Here is a 20432-nt window from a genome sequence, read left to right as displayed (position 1 = left end):
TTGGTTAACTGAAGCAAAGATGCCTCAAAACCCAACGCGACTCAATAGGGCAGTTGTCGTATTCTAGAATTTCAAACCGGGAACTCGCTGTTCCAATTGGAGTATTTTCTTCTGAAGGTTTTTCTGAAAAGCCTCATAAGCCGCTCCATCCTGGTGGAATGGCCGGTGTTGCAACCCCTTCTGGATCGCATCCACTTCCTTTTGAACGTTTTCCGTTTCCGAAGCGATCCAGACATCCTTGAACCGTTCCCAAAGCAGCTCGATCGCAGTGACATTGGGATGGATAAGGTCTTGTGCATAAAAACGGTAGTCCCGCATTTCGTCTTGCATTAGTTCGTACGACGGAAAATAGAAAGCATTCGTTCGGGTATCCAATGCTGCATGCAGTCCGGCGATCAAATGGGCCTTGCTCCTGCTGTTCTCTGAAAATCCGTCCTTGAGATGTCTCACGGGAGAGACGGTAAAGAGGATAGGTGCCTTGGGGTTCACCCTTTGAATGCGGTCAATACTTTCCCGGATCACTTCAGAAATATGGGATACGGAAAGCAACTCTTTAGCAAAGGATCTTTGCGGTATCTTATGGCAGTTTGCCACTATAGTTTCGCTCTCCAAATACCGGTACACCCATGCGGTCCCCAATGTAAGTATGATATGCGTCGCACTGAAGATGGTCTTCTTTAAGAGATCTCTTTGTGTATTCAATGTTATAAGGAGGTCCTCTTTGTTAGGGTGACTGAGCCTAGAATGCACTTCAAAACAATGCCACTGTTCGTTGTATAGGAAGATATCTTCTTCGGTATAGGGCCTTTCGTCCAAGGCTCTTGCGATCAAGGTATCGATCGCTACGGGATGAAACACGATCCCAAAAGGATTCTGGACATTGTGAAATTTAAAATAATCAAGCTTCCCGCCTATGTTTTCAGTAAAACAGGAGCCCATGAGCAACAAGTTGGAATCGTACGTAATAGGATTCTCTTCAGGTGCTAACGGTATATGGGTAAAGAGCTTCATGCTTTAATTATTTAAAAGGATGGAAAGCCAACTTCTCAATCCTCACCTCCTACTCCAGTCTTCTATTGCACAAACTTCCGTGCCTCTTCGAGGGCTTCAGCAATCCCTGCCGGGTTTTTCCCTCCAGCCGTTGCAAAGAAGGGTTGTCCGCCCCCACCGCCTTGTATGTACGTACCAAGTTCTCTTACGATCTGGCCGGCATTTAATTTTCGCTCTTCCACCAGTTCTTTCGAGATATAACAGGTAAGCAATGCCTTATCCTCGCTTCGGGAGCCAAAGATAACGAACAGATCATCGATTTCTCCACCCAGTTCGAAAGCCAGGTCTTTTAGACCGGAAGCATCCAACTCCAGTTCTTTTGCCAAGAAGTTAATCCCGTTAATATGTTCCACGTCGTTTTTAAGGTCTCCTTTAATGTTCTTCGCCTTATCCTTCAATAATTGCTGAATTTGTTTCTGAAGCAGCGCATTCTCTTCCTGAAGCCCGGCAACTGCCTTTACAGGGTCTTGTGCATTGTTCAACACCTTCTGCACTTCGGAGTAGGCTTCGCTGCGCTCCACAAAGTACTGCTTGGCAGCATCTCCGGTGATCGCTTCAATACGGCGTATTCCCGAAGCTACAGCGCCTTCCGAAGTAATAATGAAGTGCCAAATATCTGATGTGATCGGGACATGCGTTCCTCCACACAACTCCATGGATTTCCCGAATTTGATGGCGCGAACGCTGTCTCCGTATTTCTCACCAAACAAAGCGATGGCTCCTTCGTCCAACGCTTGTTGATAAGGGATACCGCGCCGTTCTTCCAGGGCAAGCCCCTCACGAATTCGCGCATTGACAAAGTCTTCTACCTGCTTCAATTCATCGTCGGTTACCTTTCCGAAGTGAGAAAAATCGAACCGTAAGCTACGACTGTGAACCATCGAACCTTTTTGAGTGACATGCTCTCCTAAAATATTGCGCAAGGCTTGATGCAGTAAGTGTGTGGCTGTGTGATTGGCTGCTGTACGCTGCCGCTGTTTGGCATCGACCACTGCCTTGAAGGTAGCCTCGGGATTTCTGGGAAGGTTTTTTGCAAAATGGATAATGAGATTGTTCTCTTTTTTTGTGTCTATAATGTACACAACCCCGCCATCGGGAGCTTCCAGATATCCCTTATCGCCCACTTGTCCACCCCCTTCGGGATAAAAAGGTGTTAGATTAAAGACCAATTGAAACAATTCGCCTTCTTTTCTGTTCTCTACCTTTCGGTAACGGGTGATCTTAATTGGTGTTTCCAAAGTATCGTAGCCCACAAATTCTTCTTCCGAATCGTCTGAAAGGACAACCCAATCACCGGTTTCCACTTTGGTTGCGGCACGAGATCGATCCTTTTGTTGTTGAAGTGCCGCCTCAAACGCTGCCACGTCCAGATCGAAGCCTCTTTCCCGCAAGATCAAGGCGGTAAGATCAATAGGAAAGCCAAAGGTATCGTACAGCTCAAAAGCTTTCTTTCCCGAAATGGTCTTGGAGGAAGCTGTTTCGATCACGTTCTCCAGCAATACCAATCCCTGATCCAGCGTGCGCAGGAAGGATCGTTCCTCCTCGAGGATCACATTGGTGATCAAGTTCTGTTCGGAGATGAGCTCCGGAAAGGCCTCGCCCATTTGTTTGCTCAGGGTGGCGACTAGCTTATAGATAAACGGCTCTTTGGTATTCAAAAAGGTAAAACCGTAACGGATACCACGACGTAAGATACGACGTATCACATAGCCGGCTCCCGAATTGCCCGGCAACTGCCCGTCGGCGATACTGAAGGCAACAGCACGAATATGGTCTGCGATCACACGAATGGCAATATCTGTTTTTTCGTCCTTACCATAGGTGGTATTGGTGATCGCCTCGATCTCCCGTATCAAAGGGGTGAAAACATCGGTATCGTAGTTACTTTGTTTGTTTTGCAAAACCATCGCCAAACGTTCAAAACCCATCCCGGTATCCACATGCTGCGCCGGTAATTTTTCAAGGCTTCCGTTCGCTTTACGGTTAAATTGCATAAAAACCAGGTTCCAGATCTCTACCACTTGTGGATGGTCTTGATTGACCAACAGAGCGCCGCTTTGTTTTGCTTTTTCTTCGGAAGAACGGATATCCACATGGATCTCACTACACGGACCACAAGGGCCTTGTTCGCCCATTTCCCAGAAATTATCCTTCTTGCTGCCGTTCAAGATCCGGTCTTCGGGGACAAACTGTTTCCAGTATTCGTAGGCTTCACTGTCCCGCTCTAAACCTTCCGAAGCATCCCCTTCAAAAATGGTGACATAGAGTATGGACGGATCGATCTTATACACCTCAGTTAACAGTTCCCAGGCCCACTCGATCGCTTCCTTCTTAAAATAATCGCCAAAACTCCAGTTTCCCAACATTTCGAACATGGTGTGGTGATAGGTATCCATCCCCACCTCTTCCAGATCGTTATGCTTTCCGCTTACACGCAAACACTTTTGTGTGTCGGCAATACGATCGTGCTTTGAAATGCTGTTGCCTAAAAAATATTCCTTGAATTGGTTCATTCCCGCATTGGTGAACATTAGGGTAGGATCATCCTTAATGACCATAGGTGCTGAGGACACAACGGCATGAGATTTCGATTGAAAAAATTGTAAAAATTGGGAACGTATTTCCTTGGACTTCATACGGTTTTGCGCTACTGAAATTATTAGTTAGGGTTATGCACGAAACAATTTCTATATTTGCAGTACGTTACGTACCTGTTAGCATAACCTATCAACGAGCAAAAATAAGTTTTTTTAACGTATGTCTAAGGTTAAATATTACTACGATAGTGAAACCCTTTCCTATCGCAAAATTGAAAAGAAAAAAGGAAGAAGGCTTGGCATCTTCTTGCTGAGCCTAGTAGGTATGCTCTTAAGCGGTTTTCTGTTGCTCTTGGTGTATATCAATCTTCCCTATGTAGAAACGCCTAAGGAGAAGGCACTGCAGCGCGAATTGGCGAACATGGAACTGCAGTTCGAGATCCTTAATAAGAAAATGGCGCAGGCCGAAACAGTACTCGCCGAAGTGGCCGATCGCGACAACAATCTCTATCGAGTTTATTTTGAAGCAAACCCTATCCCCGATGAGCAGCGAAAAGCCGGATTTGGAGGGGTGAACCGCTATAAGGACCTGGAAGGTTTCGACAATTCGAAGCTTATAATTTCATCCAGTAAGCGTCTGGACATATTGACAAAACAGATCGTGGTGCAATCCCGTTCGCTGGACGAGATCGCACAACTCGCCGAAGAGAAAGAAAAACTATTGGTAGCCATACCCGCCATCCAGCCTGTTAAGAACGAAGACCTCACAAGGGTTGCCTCAGGATTTGGATATCGCACCGACCCTTTTACCAAGGCAGTAAAGTTTCACTTTGGGATGGATTTTACCGCACCACGGGGTACCCCGGTCTATGCTTCAGGGGATGGCCGCGTGGTTCGTGCAGATAATACGGCCACAGGCTACGGTAATCACATACGCATCGATCATGGATACGGGTATGAAAGTCTTTACGCTCACCTCTACAAATACAATGTGCGCGTAGGGCAAACCGTTAAGCGGGGAGACCTTATTGGTTTTGTGGGAAGTACGGGACGTTCGGAAGCACCGCACTTACATTACGAGATCTTTAAGGATGGTGACCGCATCAATCCTATTAATTTCTACTACGGAAACTTGACCCCGGAAGAGTTTGCGCAAATGCTGAAAAAAGCACAGGAAGAGAACCAATCACTGGATTAGTGGTATGATTCGGGTTAATGAAATATAGAAATTTATAGTTACATTTATCTAACGTATCGCATATCCCGAACCGGAAATAAAGCAACAATACGCACCACAAAATGCACATCGAACTACCCGAGAAAAGATATTACAACATTGGCGAAGTAGCCGAAGCATTCGATGTGAACACATCCCTTATTCGTTACTGGGAGAAGGAATTCGACGTGCTTCAGCCCAAGAAGAACGCCAAGGGCAACCGCAAGTTCACGCCTCAGGACATCAAGAACCTAGAGCTAATCTATCATCTGGTAAAAGAACGCGGATTTACCCTCGAGGGGGCTAAAATTCACTTAAAGGAAAACAAACAGAAAACGCTGGACCGGTTCGAGATTATTCGTAAATTAGAATCGATCAAAGTAGAACTTCAGAAAATAAAAGACCAACTTTAAACACATTTCCCATGAAAAAATGGATACCCATTATCATTATCCTTGGCCTGGTTTTACTGGCTGGGGCCTGGTTTGCCAGTGTGAACAACAAGCTCGTCCCCTTGGAAGAGAATGTGGCTTCACAATGGGCCAATGTTGAAAGCTCATACCAACGACGTGCAGACCTTATACCTAATATCGTCAATACAGCCAAAGGCTATGCCGAATTTGAACAAGAAACGCTGGTACAGGTGACCGAAGCACGCAGCAAAGCCACGGCTATTCAAATCGACCCTACCAATATTACACCACAGCAACTGGAGCAATTCCAACAGGCGCAATCCGGACTTACCTCAGCCTTATCACGATTACTGGCCGTATTCGAGCGTTATCCCGATCTAAAAGCCAATGAGAATTTTAAAGAACTGATCAACGAACTAGAACGTACCGAGAATCGTATCAATGTAGAGCGTAACAGATATAATGAGGTTGCGCGCGATTTCAATGCTGAAATACGTTTGTTCCCAACCAACATGGCAGCGGGGATCTTAGGTTTTGATGCCAAGGCATACTACGAAGCGGAAGCAGGAAGCGAGAATGCCCCCGATGTGGAATTTGACTTTGGGGAGGAATAGTCATGTCGAAAGTAGAAGATTTTTTGAGTTCGGCAGATGAACGCGACGTGATCGAAGCCATTCGGGTGGCAGAAAGCAACACCTCCGGAGAGATCCGTGTGCATTTGGAATCACACAGTAAGATCGATGCCTTCGATCGCGCCGCAGAGGTATTCGATTTCCTGCACATGGACAACACCAAGCTTAGTAATGGTGTACTCATCTACGTAGCCGTAGAGGACCGAACGCTGGTCATTATGGGGGATAAAGGAATCAATGATGTAGTCCCGCCCCATTTCTGGGAAACGACCAACGATGCGATCATTTCTCAGTTTAAAAAGGGCAATATGAAACAGGGACTTGTAGACGGGATCCTGAAAGCGGGAGAGCAGTTAAAGAAACATTTCCCCTATTCCAAGAATGACCGGAATGAATTGCCGGATGATATTTCAGTGGGGTAAATACCCTGCACACTTGTTTGGTGAAGCAACACCGTAATAACCAATTAATCTAATAATATTAGTCTGTATCGTACATATTGTCTCGTAGTTTTCCTGATTGCTTCTCTTGGAGCTAGCGGAACGTTATCGGCGCAGTTTACTATTCCCGAAAAGCCCAAGCTTCAAACAGCTGTATACGATTATATTGAGTTGCTCACTGCATCTCAGCAACAACAATTGAGCTCTAAATTAAAGAACTATGCCGATACTACTTCTACTCAAATCGTAGTGGCAATTATTAGCTCCACCAAAGGGGAAGATATTTCTCTGCTGGGTGCCAAATGGGGACAGGAATGGGGTATCGGACAAGCGGATGAGGACAACGGAATCCTTATTCTTCTGGCCAGGGATGATCGCACCATTGACATCAATACAGGTTATGGAATAGAATACCGACTTACCGACCTTATGGCCGAAAGGATCATCAACAGAGTGATTATCCCCGAATTCAAGCAAGGCGATTACTATGCCGGTCTGGATAAGGGAACTACAGCTATTTTTTCAGCCCTTAATGGCGAATTTACCGAAGACCGTGACTTTGGAAAGGAGGTAGGCTATAATTTTGGATGGGTGATTATTCTGCTCATCTTTATAGGTTTCATTATTCTTATCTCACGCGGACGCAAGAACGACGGCGACAACAAAGGAAAAGGCGGAGGTGGCGGCAGTATTTGGGATATCATTATCCTTAGCAACGCTGGCCGTACCGGTGGCTTTGGTGGCGGAGGTGGTTTTAGTGGTGGCGGTGGCTTTGGCGGTGGCTTCGGAGGCGGCGGCTTTGGCGGAGGTGGAGCCAGCGGAAGCTGGTAAACAAATTCATTGGCCTTTCAGAATAAATCCAACCAATCTTATGCACATCTACACATTCAGGTGTGCCCTTTAAGAATTGCTCTTAATTATAGAGATCCTTACATTTACAACGTGGTTTGGGGAATTCAAATTCATAGTTTAACATCAATTCATGAGAACCGGAAGTACCCACGCTTAGGTTCGAGGTGATGTAATCATAAGCATACCCGATCGAAAGCCCTTCAGTGATCCTAAAATTTACGATCGCTCCAAACGAGTCGGAGTACCGGTACATCCCTCCTAACCATAAATTCTCATTAATGTAGAACATGGAAGAGAAATCAAAGGATATCGGTGCGCCATTTACATACTTTATAAGAAACGAAGGCTTGAACTTCAAATGAGGGTTCAAGTCAAACAGATATCCTCCATTCAAAAAGTAACTTACCTTATCGAGGTCTGCATATTCGGAAGTGGTTCCATAGCTCAATAACTTCGGAGCCGAAACTCCCACGTAAAAAGAATCCCCTCTAAAATAGAGACCAGCGCCCACGTTCGGGTTCCATGACGGGTCCAGATTCTGTAAAAAGGGATCGTTCGCCGCGTTCGGGTCCATCAATAGTTCATCGTCTATAGTATACCTTCTAAAACCACCCTGCACCCCGAAAGCCAGCTTATACTCATCGTAAGGATCCAGATCGATCGTATACGAAACTGCGGTCGATAAATATGTGGTTTTCTCATAGCCCAATTTATCATTGATCACAGACAATCCCACACCTAATTTGGTGCCGGGAATGGAGGAATGCGCCGAAAGTGTCTGGGTCACCGGAGCCCCGTCTATTCCTAACCACTGATTCCTGTTTAGCAGATTCACAACCAGTACCTCGCGCGAACCGGCGTATGCCGGATTCACCGAAATGGTATTGTACATATACTGTGAGAACTGTGGCAACTGCTGCGCCAGTCCCAGGACCGGAAGTCCCAAGATCAATACCCGGATCGCTATGTGTTGCAGTTGTTTCATTGGTCGGTTCCCAATAATATATATCCTTGTATAGTGTCGTATCCACTGTTCTGGAGGGTGACCAGATAATAATAAGTCCCAGATGGCAATACTCCGGCATTTCCAAAAGCACTTGAAGGTGCCGTACCATTCCAGTCGTTGGTATAGTTCATATCACTGAACACTTTTGCTCCCCATCGATTGAAGATCTCTACCTTCACTGAAATATCACAAGGATCTGTATTAGCCGGATTGAGGACATAGTTCACTTCAAAGAAATCGTTAAAACCATCGTTATTGGCGGTCACCAATTTTGAAATGGTAATATCTTCCTTGGAAGCAATACAGGGACCGTCGGCACAAGCGTTGTTTACCGAGATACGGAGCATGGTCATCCAGGAACACTCGTCTTCTTGATAGATATAGATAAATTCATATTCTCCTATTCCCGCACCGGAAGGATCGAAAATAGTTCCGTCAAGCAACTCCATGGTATCACTTTCCCAAGCCCCTCCATTCGGATCGGCATTCTCAATAAAATTGGTCAGGTCAAAGGGCGGATCGGTAGTACATACACGAATGGATTGTGAAGCGACCTCCACAGCAGATCGAACATGGATGGTTTGAGTGAATTGGCTCTCATTATTACAATCGTCGGCAACCGTCCAGGCTCGTAACACATCATACCCTTCTTCTGTTTCGTTTATTATTTCTTCGGAAAAAACCACCCGCGGTTGTACGGTACAATTGTCTCCAAATTCCAGTTCGGGAACATCCGGTAACTGGGCACAGGCTATAAAAACCTCTGCGTCATACGTATTCAGTAATACAGGAGGCGTATCATCTTGAATGACGATGGTGTGTTGTACCTCGATCGCATTGTCGCAGGCATCGGTAATACGGTAGGTACGTATAATGGTTTCGGGACAACTTCCATTATCGGTCGTTTCACCAACAAAGGCCACTAAGGGGACCGAGCAATTGTCTGAAGCATCTGTGATCACATTCACATTAGGTGCCGGTACGTCATCGACACACTGAACTTGCAAAAGTGCAGGTGTACTGGCCGTAGGAGCGATGTCGTCATTGACGATGATTAACTGGGTTACATATATGGTATTATCACAGGCATCGGTCACACTGTAGGTACGTGTGATCGTTTCGGGACAACTTTGATTATCAGACACGTCCGACACGAATTCCACCACGGGAATAGAACAGTTGTCTGAAGCTTCCACCACACTGCTGTCGTACTCCGGAATGTCATCCACGCACGACACAGAAATAGGCGCCGGATTGTTTGCCGTGGGCGGTATGTCGTCATTCACCGTGATCAACTGTGTTACCTCAATAGCGTTTCCGCAGGCATCGGTCACACTATAGGTACGGGTAATGGTTTCGGGGCAGGATTGATTGTCTGATACGTCTGAAACAAAGGCAACAAGGGGTGTCGAACAATTATCGGCCGCATCGGTCACCACCGCTGTATCAGGCACAGGAATGTCTTCCACACACTGCACATTAAGAGGGGCAGGGGCACTTGCGGTAGGGAACACTTCGTCATTAATGACAATGAGTTGTGTCACCGTGATCGCGTTTCCGCAGGTATCGGTCACACTATAGGTTCGGGTAATGGTTTCGGGACAACCGCCGTTATCACTTTCATCTGAAACGAAAGCAACGATTGGCGGCGCACAGTTATCGGCCGCATCGGTCACCACACTCGTATTTGGTGCAGGAATATCTGCAGCACAACTAACAGTGAGTGTGGGCGGATTTGAAGCGGTAGGAAAAACATCGTCATTAACGATGATCAATTGTGTCACATCGATCGCATTTCCGCAGGCATCGGTCACCCGATAGATACGGGTAATGGTTTCGGGGCAGGATTGATTGTTGGATGTTTCAGAAACAAAGGTCACCGAAGGCACCGAACAGTTGTCGGCAGCATCTGTTACAACGGCGGGGTCGGGTGCAGGAATATTGGAACTACAGGCTACTTGAAGGGTCGCCGGGTTACTGGCAGTAGGGGGCGTGGTGTCAGTAACGGTAATGGTCTGAACAAAGTCAGCAATGGTGACCCCACAAGCATCTGTAAAGTTCCAGGTATTGGTATAGGTACCCGTACTTGGACAAGCTCCTACCACGAAAGGCCCGGAGGTCTTGTTCAAGGTAAAGGTACATTTGTCGGGAACCGGGAAAAGTGTTTGAGCGGCTGCTAAGGCACCGGGATCATCACAATCCACAACTGCATTCAATGCATTGGGCGCCGTTGCCCAATTCACTACAGGTTGGTTCACGGTTACGGTATAAGGCAAGGCCTCGCAGGAGGCAGGATCTGAAGTACTGTTACTGATGATCTGTTGCGCACTGGTGGCTCCGGTATAGGTAGCCGTGAACTGCAGATCGAAGGAAAGATCACAGTTATCTTCCAGAAAGTAACATTCATCATTGATCTGTAATTCGATCGGGATGTTCACTATCGGGTTCCCTATGTCTAAAACACCATCGGGTATATTGAAAGTAAGCAGTCCTGAAGGCACATCGTAAGTATGGGTGATACCATTTGGTAAAGCGCCTATGGGCTGTAAGGTAGTTTGCGGCGGAATCGTGGTTTCTATGGAAACACCCACAGCATCGTCATTCCCGTTGTTTTCAAAGCTCAAATTAAAACCTAAAGTATCTCCCGGATTGGCAGGATTGGTCCCGGCTGTTTGTGTCACGGTCATAGGCTGCAGATTTGGGCGATAGATCTCAACTGCGAGACCCAGTAAATACAGACCATACACTTCCTGATTGGAGGTAAGTCGGAGAGTCGCACTGGTTTGATTGTTGCCTATGATCGTGTTTCCCGGATTATCGAGCGGAAACACGGCAGCATCAAAACCAAGTGTATTTGTACTGGCAGGATTCCTGTCGGTATAATCGCCTCCTCCTACGGTAATACGACTGTTAAAGAAATTGTTCGCACTTCGGGAGGGGGCTGTTAGATTTACATAGTTATTGGAAGTATTTAAGATCTGAAGCCGGTCACCGGACAAGTTGCGATCGCCCTCAAGCGCTCCAATGATCATATTGGCATTGACGGGTCCTGACGGGGTGGTCTGGAACCCACTGAAGTTGATATCAAAATTATTCATAAAAGAAGTCACATGGGCATATCCGTCGAACAAAGAGATGTTCTTCGCAGGTAATTCCGGACTTTCATAGACAAATACGATCTGCCAGCCTCCCGAAGTTCCGGAGTCACTATGTGTAAGATAACCTTCTTTCGCTTCAACGTTGGCTACTTGATAGGTACCGTACTTATTCGCGAGGGCAGTCACTTCGGCAGAAATGTCCTTTACACAAATGTAAGGGTCATTACTAAAGTGAGAATTTCGGCCACGAAACAACACTTCATCGGCCGTAATCGTTGTATAGGTGGTTTCACCCGGAAGCATCAATTTAACCTGATCGAAATCCCAACCCGGCTGATTATCGCCACCACCGCTTTGCTCTGTATCGGCTGCCGCCCAATAAAGATAGGCTTTAAAAACAGAGATACAGGAAAGCGATACGTTTGGGTTGCTAAAGTTGGCACTACTGGAACTGAAGGTAGTAGGATCACTATCAATATCAACATACACATTGTTAAAGAAGTTGTGGTTGTCCCCTCCTCCGTTAAAATTTCCCGTAGGAGTACGAGAGATCATATTATTGCCAATGATAGTGAAATCTCCTTCCATGGACTCGCTAAACCTAACGGTAAAGGGTGCCTGAACCTGGGCTTCACAATAGGAGCCAAAGAGCAGTACCAGTAGAAGTAGTATCGATAACTTACGTACCATTAGAGGGAGCTAAATGCGCGTTTATTTTTGGGCGAATTGATAAATGTAATTAGAAGAAATGAGTTTCAAAAACAGCCTTGGGATGACGATTGTTTTGATGTAAGAATAAACTGATTTAGAGTGATGTAGATCGTGTTTCATGAGTTAGGGGCTTTTGAAAGTATCTGCACAAGTATACACGAAAAAAACGATTAAGTGCAAATAATTACGATGTAATGCATTAAACTTTAACAAAGTACGGTAGAAATCACTGATTTTTCAGAATTATCTTACAAATATCTAATAGAAAACCTCAAGCTGAAATATATGATGCTCAACATCATACCGTATTTTCTGTCATTATAATCGTACATATTTATATGGCAAAAATGTGGAGAGAATTGTGAGATTTTTAGGACAAATAATTTTTATGAACAACCCTTAGAAGAAAAAGAGGTGGATAAAAGTATAATGAAAATAAGACCTATGCTTCTTCAGCGGAAAACGTCGAAATTCCACTGCTTACATCGAAACGATACGGCAGTGCAACCAGCTCTGGATCCTCTGCTACTTTTTCCGTATATACACCGTCACCGGGGCCCCGGTAAAATCGAAATTATCACGAAGTTTATTCTCTAAAAATCGCTTATACGGATCCTTTACATACTGCGGTAAATTTGCAAAGAACACAAAACTGGGATACGGTGTAGGGAGCTGCGTACAGAACTTGATTTTTACGTACTTTCCTTTGTGCTGTGGCGGTGGATACGCCTGAATAATTGGCAACATCACCTCGTTAAGCACACTGGTCTTTACTTTTTTGGTACGGTTCTCATAAACTTCAACAGCGGTTTCGATCGCTTTATAGATCCGTTGCTTGGTCAATGCAGAAATGAAGACAATGGGCACATCTACAAAAGGCTCGCATTGTTCTCTTACGTACTTTTCAAAATCCTTGACACTGTGATTGTCTTTTTCTACCAGATCCCACTTATTGGCCAGTATCACGATCCCTTTGTTGTTTCGGTGAGCCAGCCAAAAGATATTTTGTACTTGTCCGTCAAATCCCCGTGTGGCATCGAAGACCAGAACCACGACATCACAATGCTCTATAGCACGTACGCTGCGCATCACCGAATAGAACTCAAGGTCTTCTTTTACCTTGCTCTTCTTTCGGATGCCGGCCGTATCTACCAGATTAAATTCAAACCCAAAACGATTGTACTTGGTATCCATACTGTCACGGGTGGTCCCGGCAACATCGGTCACGATATACCGGTCTTCCCCTATCAGGGCATTGATAAAAGAGGATTTCCCTGCATTGGGTCGCCCCACCACTGCAAAGCGCGGTAACTCATCTTCCTCCCTATCGGGCGAATCGGGCAGTGCCTTCACCAAGTCATCCAAGAGGTCTCCCGTTCCACTGCCACTAATACTGGACAGATTATACTGGTTGTCAAAACCCAGTGCGTAGAATTCCAATGCATCGTTGACCCGGGTCGCACTGTCTACCTTATTGATAGCGAGAAAAACCGGTTTTTGCGATTTGCGAAGCAGTTTAGCCACATCCTCATCCATCCCCGTCACTCCGGTCTCTACATCTACCATAAAGATAATAGCATCGGCTTCATCAATGGCCAACTCCACTTGCTTGTCGATCTCGGCTTCAAAGATGTCGTCACTCCCCTTCACATACCCGCCGGTATCGATCAAAGAGAATTTCTTTCCGTTCCAGTCGCTCTTTCCGTAATGGCGATCGCGCGTCACTCCGCTCACGGCATCTACAATGGCTTCACGGCGCTGGATCAACCTATTGAAAAAAGTTGATTTTCCTACATTGGGCCTCCCTACAATCGCAACAATACTCATGGTGATTTATTTAGGGTGCAAAAATAACGCTTTTTTTATGGACGACTGACGCTTGTCAGTAATTGATTCAGAAAAAAAGAATAAATTGACAGGCTTAATTCTCTACAGATGGCTCTATCCAACGATATCGTTCTTCGCCCGCGTTTCCGAAGAAGGCTACCGCATACCAGCGAAGTGGTATTGTTAGCCTTTGAAGAGGCTCGTTTGGCAGCTACGCAGTTCATCATTTCTAGGGTAGACGACCATGTGTTCATCCGTATTCCCAAACACAAACAACATTTTTGGTCGCCTCAGCTGCATCTGGAAGTGCGGCCGGTTTCAGAAAAGGAAAGCGAGCTCTTTGGTCTTTTTGGCCCTAACCCTACCGTCTGGACATTATTCATGTTCCTGCATTTTGGTGTGGCCACGCTCTTTATAGGGTTTGGTATATGGGCGTATAGTAATTACGTACTTGACACACCCTACGGAATTCAATTGGGCGTCATGGGACTCTTGATCGCCTTGTGGGTGATACTCTATTTCGCCGGAAAGATGGGCAAAACAGCTGGAAGCAATGAAATGCAAGCGCTACACGCCTTTATGGAGGAAGTATTGGCCGGAGAGTTCAAATGATTCGTTATAAAGGAAAGACAAGAAATCAAGAACTTAACATTCCTAAATCCTATCTCCTAATCCCTGTTTCCTGTTTCCTGATTCCTAACCCACAACTACTGATTATACCCAAATCGCCTTAGTTGCCGAGCGTCGCTTCGCCAGTTCTTGTTCACTTTTACGTACAGTTCCAGATGCACCTGTTTTCCGAAGAATTTCTCAAGGTCCTTACGTGCCTCAATACCCACACGTTTTAGGGCTGCTCCTTTATGACCAATGATGATGCCTTTTTGTGTTTCCCGTTCGACCATGATCACACTTCGCATGCGAATAATAGCTTCTTCCTCAAAGAACTCTTCGGTTTCGATCTCTACGGAATACGGGATCTCTTTCTTGTAATGCATTAGTATCTTCTCCCTGATGGTCTCATTCACAAAGAATCGTTCCGGCTTATCGGTGAGCTGGTCCTTGGGGTAAAAGGGCGGGGATTCCGGCAAATGTTCCAGAATGCGGGTAAAGACCTCAGCCACACCAAAATTCTGAAGGGCGGAGATGGCGAAGATCTCTGCATTCGGCACTTTCTCCTGCCACAGTTGCAGCGAGGCTTCCAGCAGTTCTTCATTTCCCTTATCGATCTTATTGATGAGCAGCAAGACCGGTATCTTTGCTGAAGTGATTTTCTGAAAGAATGCATCATCCTTAAGTTCCTTCTCTCCCAGTTCCACGAGATACAACAGTACATCGGCATCATCAAACGCCGACTTAACAAACCCCATCATGCTCTCCTGAAGCTCATACGCAGGCTTGATGATCCCCGGCGTATCACTAAGGATCATTTGAAAGTCCTCCCCGTTAACGATCCCTAAAATTCTATGGCGGGTTGTTTGTGCCTTGGAGGTAATAATGGAGAGCCGCTCCCCTACGAACGCGTTCATGAGTGTGCTCTTTCCCACATTAGGATTCCCTATGATATTGACAAAACCGGCTTTGTGTGTCATGAAACGAATTTTTTACAAAGATACAGGATATATTGGATGTTGGAAGGCAATTATAGGATGTCCTTTGTGCGAACCTCCAAATCTGAAAACTGACCACCGTGAACTCACTCTTCCTGCACGGCTCCGCGTTTTGCAAGGTAATTCACCAATTTTTCAACCGTCAATCCTTGCACAAGTATGGAGAACAAGACCACCACATAAGTGATCACCAGAAAGAGGTCGCGCTGCATGTCTTGTGTGAGTCCCAGGGCGAGTGCAATGGAGATCCCGCCGCGAAGCCCACCCCAGGTCATGATGAGGTTGGTCTTGGGTACAAAAGCGAGCCGGTCCTTGAAAAAAGCGATCGGCAAAACAAGCGAACTGTACCGGCATGCCAAAATAATAGGTATGGCGAGCAATCCGGCCACGATGTAATTGCCTTCAAAGGTGAGTACCAACATCTCCATCCCAATAAGAACAAACAAAATGGTATTGAGCAGGATATCTATAAGCTCCCAGAATTTGTCGACATAGGTTTCTGTGATCGCAGACATGGTTGACGCCCGAACCGTGTCATTTCCTACGATCAGTCCGGTAGTGACCATCGCCAGGGGTGCCGATAAGTGCAAACTTTGTGCGACTACCGTGCCTCCCATCACCGCTGCCAGGGTAATGATCACTTCAATATCATAATCGTCTATGGAACGCATAAGGCGGTAGGTGATCCATCCAAGCAGTAGTCCTAAAAGTATACCGCCTAGCACTTCCTGAGAGAACAATACAATAATATCCATGGGATCCACACTCCCTTGGGCACCCATACTTGCTATCTGGAAAATGGTAAGAAAAATCACCACGCCTACGCCGTCATTAAAGAGCGACTCTCCAACGATCTTTGTTTCCAGTTTCTTGGGAACACCTGCTTTCTTGAGGATGCCTAGCACCGCAATGGGATCGGTGGGAGAGATCAGTGCGCCAAAAAGCAGACAGTAGATATAGGCTACCTCCAGCCCTAGTAGTTGTAAAACAAAATACATCACAGTTCCCACCAAAAAGGTAGAAACCAGCACCCCAAAAGTGGCAAAGACAAGTACCGGCCAGCGCTGCACTTTTAACTGTTGGAAGTTGGTATGCAAGGCCCCGGCAAAGAGCAGGAAGCTTAGCATGATATCCAGGAGCACACTCTTAAAATCGATTTGTGTAATAATGTATTTCTCGGCATCAAGCAAGGTACTGTCAATATAGCTAAGTGCAAAGATCCCTAATGTGAACACTATAGTGATAAGCATGAGCCCTATGGTATTGGGCAGCTTCAGAAAACGCACATTGATATAGCCGAAGAGGGCTGCCAGGGTCACTAAAATTGCGGTGATCAAGAAATAATCCATAAGGTGTTCTAAATTTCTTTACAAGGTAATGATTCTGAAACATGAAGTGCAAATCATTGGGCTACGGGCACACATTTTGAAAAGCATTTTATAGTTAAACACCAGATACTAAAGGGGTGTTTCGGCGATTAAAAAAACTACGAGCACTCCAAATATATACGAAATCCTTTCTTCGGCTATAAATGTTGTTGATAAATTGTTAAAATCCATGCCAATCCAGTTCTTATTCCGTAACTTATACATTATTTTTGCACGATAACAAACTTGACTCCCCGTCTAAACCTATCGGTTCATGAGTATCCCCACGATATCTTCATTATTTTTTTTAGTGGCTAACTTTAGGGTTCCACAACAGGATTTCTTTACTTCCTTTTTCAAAGAAATGGGAATGGACATGTCACACTGTGACTTCCGGAAGGAAGTCCCCACACATGCATTGTCGCCTCATATTATTATTTGGTATGTGGATGAAAGCATTAAAGATAAGGAAATAAAAAAGGTACTAGTTAGGCATCCTGAAAGCGCCTTTATCCTCATATGCAAAAAGGTTACGTCCGAAGAACTGGCCCGTTATTATGCCTGGGGCGCGTTTGAGGTCTTTACCACCGAAGAATTGAACGTTTCGAACCTCACTAAAGCGGTTGCGCGATATCGCTTCCGAAAAACACCCAAAAACCCGCGGGCCGTATCAAAAGAGGCGTTATTGCTGGAGGAAAGAAATTTCTATTTGAAAATGAATACGGCGATGAACGATCAAAACAGTTTTAAATCGCGGTACGATGCTGTCATTAAGACACTGCTGGAATACACCCAATTTGATATTGCAGAAGGATGGATAAGCAGTATCGATTACAAAAAATTAATCCTTGAAGTCACGCATCATAATGAAAAGCCCAATTCAAAGTTGTTTGCCAGAATTAACAAACTAAAGAGCACCACAGTGGGCAAAGGCCTTTCCGGATTGGCTTGGGAAACCGGATCCATAGAAATATGGGATACGATAGCGAATTGTAAGAACTTTTTACGAATCTACGAAGCCAAGCGAGCTCGTATTCAATTTGCAATTGCAGTCCCTATTTTTCATAAAGGTCGCATACAGGGAGTCGTCCATCTCTTGCGGGAAACAACCCCGGAGAATCTCAGTTATCTTCGTAATTTTCTGAGAGATTTCTCTGAACGCTTCGGCGGAGCGCTCCATCGACTTAAACAGGAACACGAGACCAGCAGCTATTTGACGCTGGTTCCGGATATGTTATGTATCTTTTCCGAAAAAGGTATTATCCAAAAATTAAACCCCGCTTTTGCAACCGTTAGCGGACACTCCATGCTTCAGTTAACAGGGAAGCCACTTCAAAACTTTCTACATCCGGAGGATATAAAGCCCTTTCAAAAAGCACTTCGCTCTGTGAAACGCGCGTCTCAACCGGTCGTTCTTCAAAATCGCTTAGTGCGTCCGGACGGAGATCAGGTGCATATTTCGTGGTCCATTGCCTACGATCCGCACCAGGGTGCCAATTATGCGATCGCGAAGAACGTCACACGCGAACAGGAACTCGAACAATTCTTAAAAGAAAGTAACCGTCTCATTGGGATGGCACACTGGCATATGGATATAGCCACAGGCACCGTACACTGGTCTCCCGAGCTCTATGATATTTTAGGGGTACCTGAGGATTTCGAGCCTACACTGGAAAATTCATTGGCATTTTACACTCCCGAAGGTCAAGAGACCATTCAACGTGAGTTGGAACTGTTGCTAACCGGGTCCAAAACGCAATACGATCTTACCTTACAGGCTATTACCCGGGATAAGGGGCTACTTTGGATACGTTTGGCCGGGCAGGCAATCTATCATAAAGGAAATTGCATTAAGTTATATGGGATCTTTCAAAATGTCCAAGAGCAACATACAGCTACACAAAACACACTTGCCTACCACCACCGCTATAAGCTGGCAATAGAAGCAGCTTCCATTGGGGTTTGGGAACTCGACCTTATTACAGGAGATATCTTTTGGGATGAGCAGACCTACACCCTATTCCATTACCAACCTCCTAAAGACGGAACCCTTTGGGGAGCCTGGAAAGAGCGTGTGCATCCCGAAGACTATCCCAGGGTCACCACAGAAGTGCGTAATGCGATTACTCAGGGCAGAAAGCATATAGATTCATTCCGAATTGTTTTGCCCGATGGCAGTCAACGGTGGTTGAAGGGGCGACTGGATTTAATTAAAAATAAGGAAGGTGTCGCTGTTAAATTGATTGGTGTGGTGTACGATGTAACGAGGGAGATCACTCAAAAAGAAGCGATCGTGGAAGCTGCTGAATCAAGAGAGGCTATCCTTACCAATATCACAGACGGTTTCTTCGCCATAAACTCCAATGGGAAGGTGACCTATTGGAATCCGGCTGCTACCCAAATTTTCGGAATTTCCGAATCCGACATCGTGGGAACTTCTTTATGGGAGCAAGTAGCGAGTCTAAAGAACTCCTCATTGCAGGAACGGATGTTGGCTAATGAATCATCTTCTGAAGTGATCTTTTTAGAGGAGTATCTATCCGTTTTAGATCGATGGTTACAGTTTTCGGCCTATCCGGGTCCAACGGGCTGGTCTGTATTTGTGAAAGACCGAAGTGAACACATGCAACAGGAACAGGAACTTGGCCGTATGAAGCATTTAAAGCACCATCTTATTAACAGCACCGATGATCTCATTTGGGCGATCGATTCCGACTTCAAATTATTGGTAGCCAATGAAGCTTACTTATCCGCCATGAAGGAATATACCGGTCAAATCTATCGCATTGGCGAAATCGTAGCCAGTAAGAAAAAAACACTTTGGCTGACGCGGGATACCTCTAAAAAAGACTGGATATCGGCCTATGAAAATGCTTTGGCCGGGGAAAATGAAGAGATAACCTATACCATTTCGAACAAGACAGGTCTGGAAGAACATTACCAAGTAGCACTGCACCCCATTCGTACGGAGGTTGGAGGTGATAATCGCACCATAGGCGTCGCTGCCTTTGCCAGAAATATCACACAGCGACTTAACCACACAACACTTTTAGCCCAGCAGAACAAGCAGCTGAAGGACATCGCATGGAAACAATCACACGAAGTCCGTGCACCGCTCGCCAATATTATGGGTATCACAGACCTACTACTGAATTACGAGAAGGATCCACAAGAATCCCTGCGCTTGATGAATCATTTACAAGAAGAGGCGATGCAACTGGATTCCGTATTATCAGATATTGTCACAAAACTATATCAAACCGAGAATGCCTCATGAGATCGCGTCCACACATCTTTTTAATCGATGATGATCCCTTATCGAATATGATCACCCACAGGATGATTTCCCATACGTATCCACACTGGACGATCTCTTGTTTTGAATGCGGAAGGAAGGTACTTGGTGAGCTTAAGGAGCGTCGTGAGGATACGCTGCCCGACCTTCTTGTGGTCGATCTCAACATGCCCGGTTTTTCGGGATGGGAATTACTGGAAACATTGGAAGCAGCGGGGCAAACACGAAAGATCCCTGTGGCCATTCTCACTTCCTCCATTGACCCCAACGACCGAGAACGAGCTAAGCAGCATCCTTTAGTGAACGAGTTTCTTATTAAACCACTACGACCGGAAACATTACAAAAAGTATTGGAAAACCACCTAATTTAAATATTAGGAC

Annotated in this window: 15 protein-coding genes; 8 read left to right on the top strand and 7 right to left on the bottom strand. The window is 45.6% G+C overall.

Annotation, left to right across the window (positions count from 1 at the left end; genetic code table 11):
• Positions 1 to 63: 63 nt before the first annotated feature.
• Complete coding sequence (locus JS40_RS12615) at positions 64 to 1011, bottom strand: GSCFA domain-containing protein (protein WP_034261110.1); 948 nt, start codon at positions 1009 to 1011, stop codon at positions 64 to 66.
• Between the two features lie 62 nt (positions 1012 to 1073).
• On the bottom strand, positions 1074 to 3686 hold the full coding sequence (gene alaS, locus JS40_RS12610) for an alanine--tRNA ligase (protein ID WP_034261108.1): 2613 nt from the start codon (positions 3684 to 3686) through the stop codon (positions 1074 to 1076).
• Between the two features lie 121 nt (positions 3687 to 3807).
• Here alaS and JS40_RS12605 point away from each other — a divergent pair, with 121 nt between their 5' ends.
• The 5 genes from JS40_RS12605 to JS40_RS12585 all read left to right on the top strand — a co-directional run bounded on the left by JS40_RS12605 (position 3808) and on the right by JS40_RS12585 (position 7119).
• Complete coding sequence (locus tag JS40_RS12605) at positions 3808 to 4785, top strand: M23 family metallopeptidase (protein WP_034261106.1); 978 nt, start codon at positions 3808 to 3810, stop codon at positions 4783 to 4785.
• 101 nt (positions 4786 to 4886) lie between these two features.
• On the top strand, positions 4887 to 5216 hold the full coding sequence (locus JS40_RS12600; protein WP_034261104.1) for a MerR family transcriptional regulator: 330 nt from the start codon (positions 4887 to 4889) through the stop codon (positions 5214 to 5216).
• 11 nt (positions 5217 to 5227) lie between these two features.
• The gene (locus tag JS40_RS12595; RefSeq protein WP_034261101.1) at positions 5228 to 5830 is read left to right on the top strand and encodes a LemA family protein; all 603 of its coding nucleotides are present in this window, start codon (positions 5228 to 5230) and stop codon (positions 5828 to 5830) included.
• A 2-nt stretch (positions 5831 to 5832) separates the two neighbouring features.
• Complete coding sequence (locus JS40_RS12590; RefSeq protein ID WP_034261099.1) at positions 5833 to 6270, top strand: TPM domain-containing protein; 438 nt, start codon at positions 5833 to 5835, stop codon at positions 6268 to 6270.
• 57 nt (positions 6271 to 6327) lie between these two features.
• Positions 6328 to 7119 carry a TPM domain-containing protein gene (locus JS40_RS12585; protein ID WP_394332694.1) on the top strand — a complete coding sequence of 264 codons (792 nt, stop codon included), beginning with the start codon at positions 6328 to 6330 and terminating at the stop codon, positions 7117 to 7119.
• A gap of 82 nt (positions 7120 to 7201) precedes the next feature.
• On the opposite strand, the gene JS40_RS12580 is transcribed toward JS40_RS12585, so the two are convergent.
• The 3 genes from JS40_RS12580 to der form a co-directional block, all read right to left on the bottom strand.
• Positions 7202 to 8125 carry a PorP/SprF family type IX secretion system membrane protein gene (locus tag JS40_RS12580; protein WP_034261096.1) on the bottom strand — a complete coding sequence of 308 codons (924 nt, stop codon included), beginning with the start codon at positions 8123 to 8125 and terminating at the stop codon, positions 7202 to 7204.
• Positions 8122 to 11934 (bottom strand): HYR-like domain-containing protein, encoded by a 3813-nt coding sequence (locus JS40_RS12575; protein WP_084677506.1) that lies wholly within the window; start codon positions 11932 to 11934, stop codon positions 8122 to 8124. The genes JS40_RS12580 and JS40_RS12575 overlap by 4 nt, the downstream gene beginning before the upstream one ends.
• Before the next feature lie 546 nt (positions 11935 to 12480).
• A complete protein-coding gene (gene der, locus JS40_RS12570; protein WP_034261092.1) occupies positions 12481 to 13782 on the bottom strand; it encodes a ribosome biogenesis GTPase Der in 1302 nt (433 codons plus the stop codon).
• A 108-nt stretch (positions 13783 to 13890) separates the two neighbouring features.
• Between der and JS40_RS12565 the strand changes: the two genes are divergently transcribed.
• The gene (locus JS40_RS12565) at positions 13891 to 14394 is read left to right on the top strand and encodes a hypothetical protein (RefSeq protein WP_034261090.1); all 504 of its coding nucleotides are present in this window, start codon (positions 13891 to 13893) and stop codon (positions 14392 to 14394) included.
• 95 nt (positions 14395 to 14489) lie between these two features.
• Here JS40_RS12565 and era read toward each other — a convergent pair whose 3' ends face one another.
• A complete protein-coding gene (gene era, locus JS40_RS12560) occupies positions 14490 to 15371 on the bottom strand; it encodes a GTPase Era (protein WP_034261088.1) in 882 nt (293 codons plus the stop codon).
• Positions 15372 to 15475: 104 nt separating this feature from the next.
• Complete coding sequence (locus JS40_RS12555) at positions 15476 to 16738, bottom strand: cation:proton antiporter (protein ID WP_034261086.1); 1263 nt, start codon at positions 16736 to 16738, stop codon at positions 15476 to 15478.
• A 292-nt stretch (positions 16739 to 17030) separates the two neighbouring features.
• On the opposite strand from JS40_RS12555, the gene JS40_RS12550 reads away from it, so the two are divergent.
• Together JS40_RS12550 and JS40_RS15310 are read left to right on the top strand one after the other, a co-directional pair.
• The gene (locus JS40_RS12550; RefSeq protein ID WP_084677505.1) at positions 17031 to 20033 is read left to right on the top strand and encodes a PAS domain-containing protein; all 3003 of its coding nucleotides are present in this window, start codon (positions 17031 to 17033) and stop codon (positions 20031 to 20033) included.
• On the top strand, positions 20030 to 20422 hold the full coding sequence (locus tag JS40_RS15310) for a response regulator (protein ID WP_034261083.1): 393 nt from the start codon (positions 20030 to 20032) through the stop codon (positions 20420 to 20422). Before JS40_RS12550 ends, JS40_RS15310 begins: the two co-directional genes overlap by 4 nt.
• The last annotated feature ends 10 nt before the right edge of the window (positions 20423 to 20432 follow it).

The sequence above is a fragment of the Altibacter lentus genome (genome assembly GCF_000746845.1).
GTDB lineage: Bacteria > Bacteroidota > Bacteroidia > Flavobacteriales > Flavobacteriaceae > Altibacter > Altibacter lentus.
Note: the sequence above shows the minus strand (reverse complement) of the source record. Positions and strands in the feature narration are given on the sequence as shown.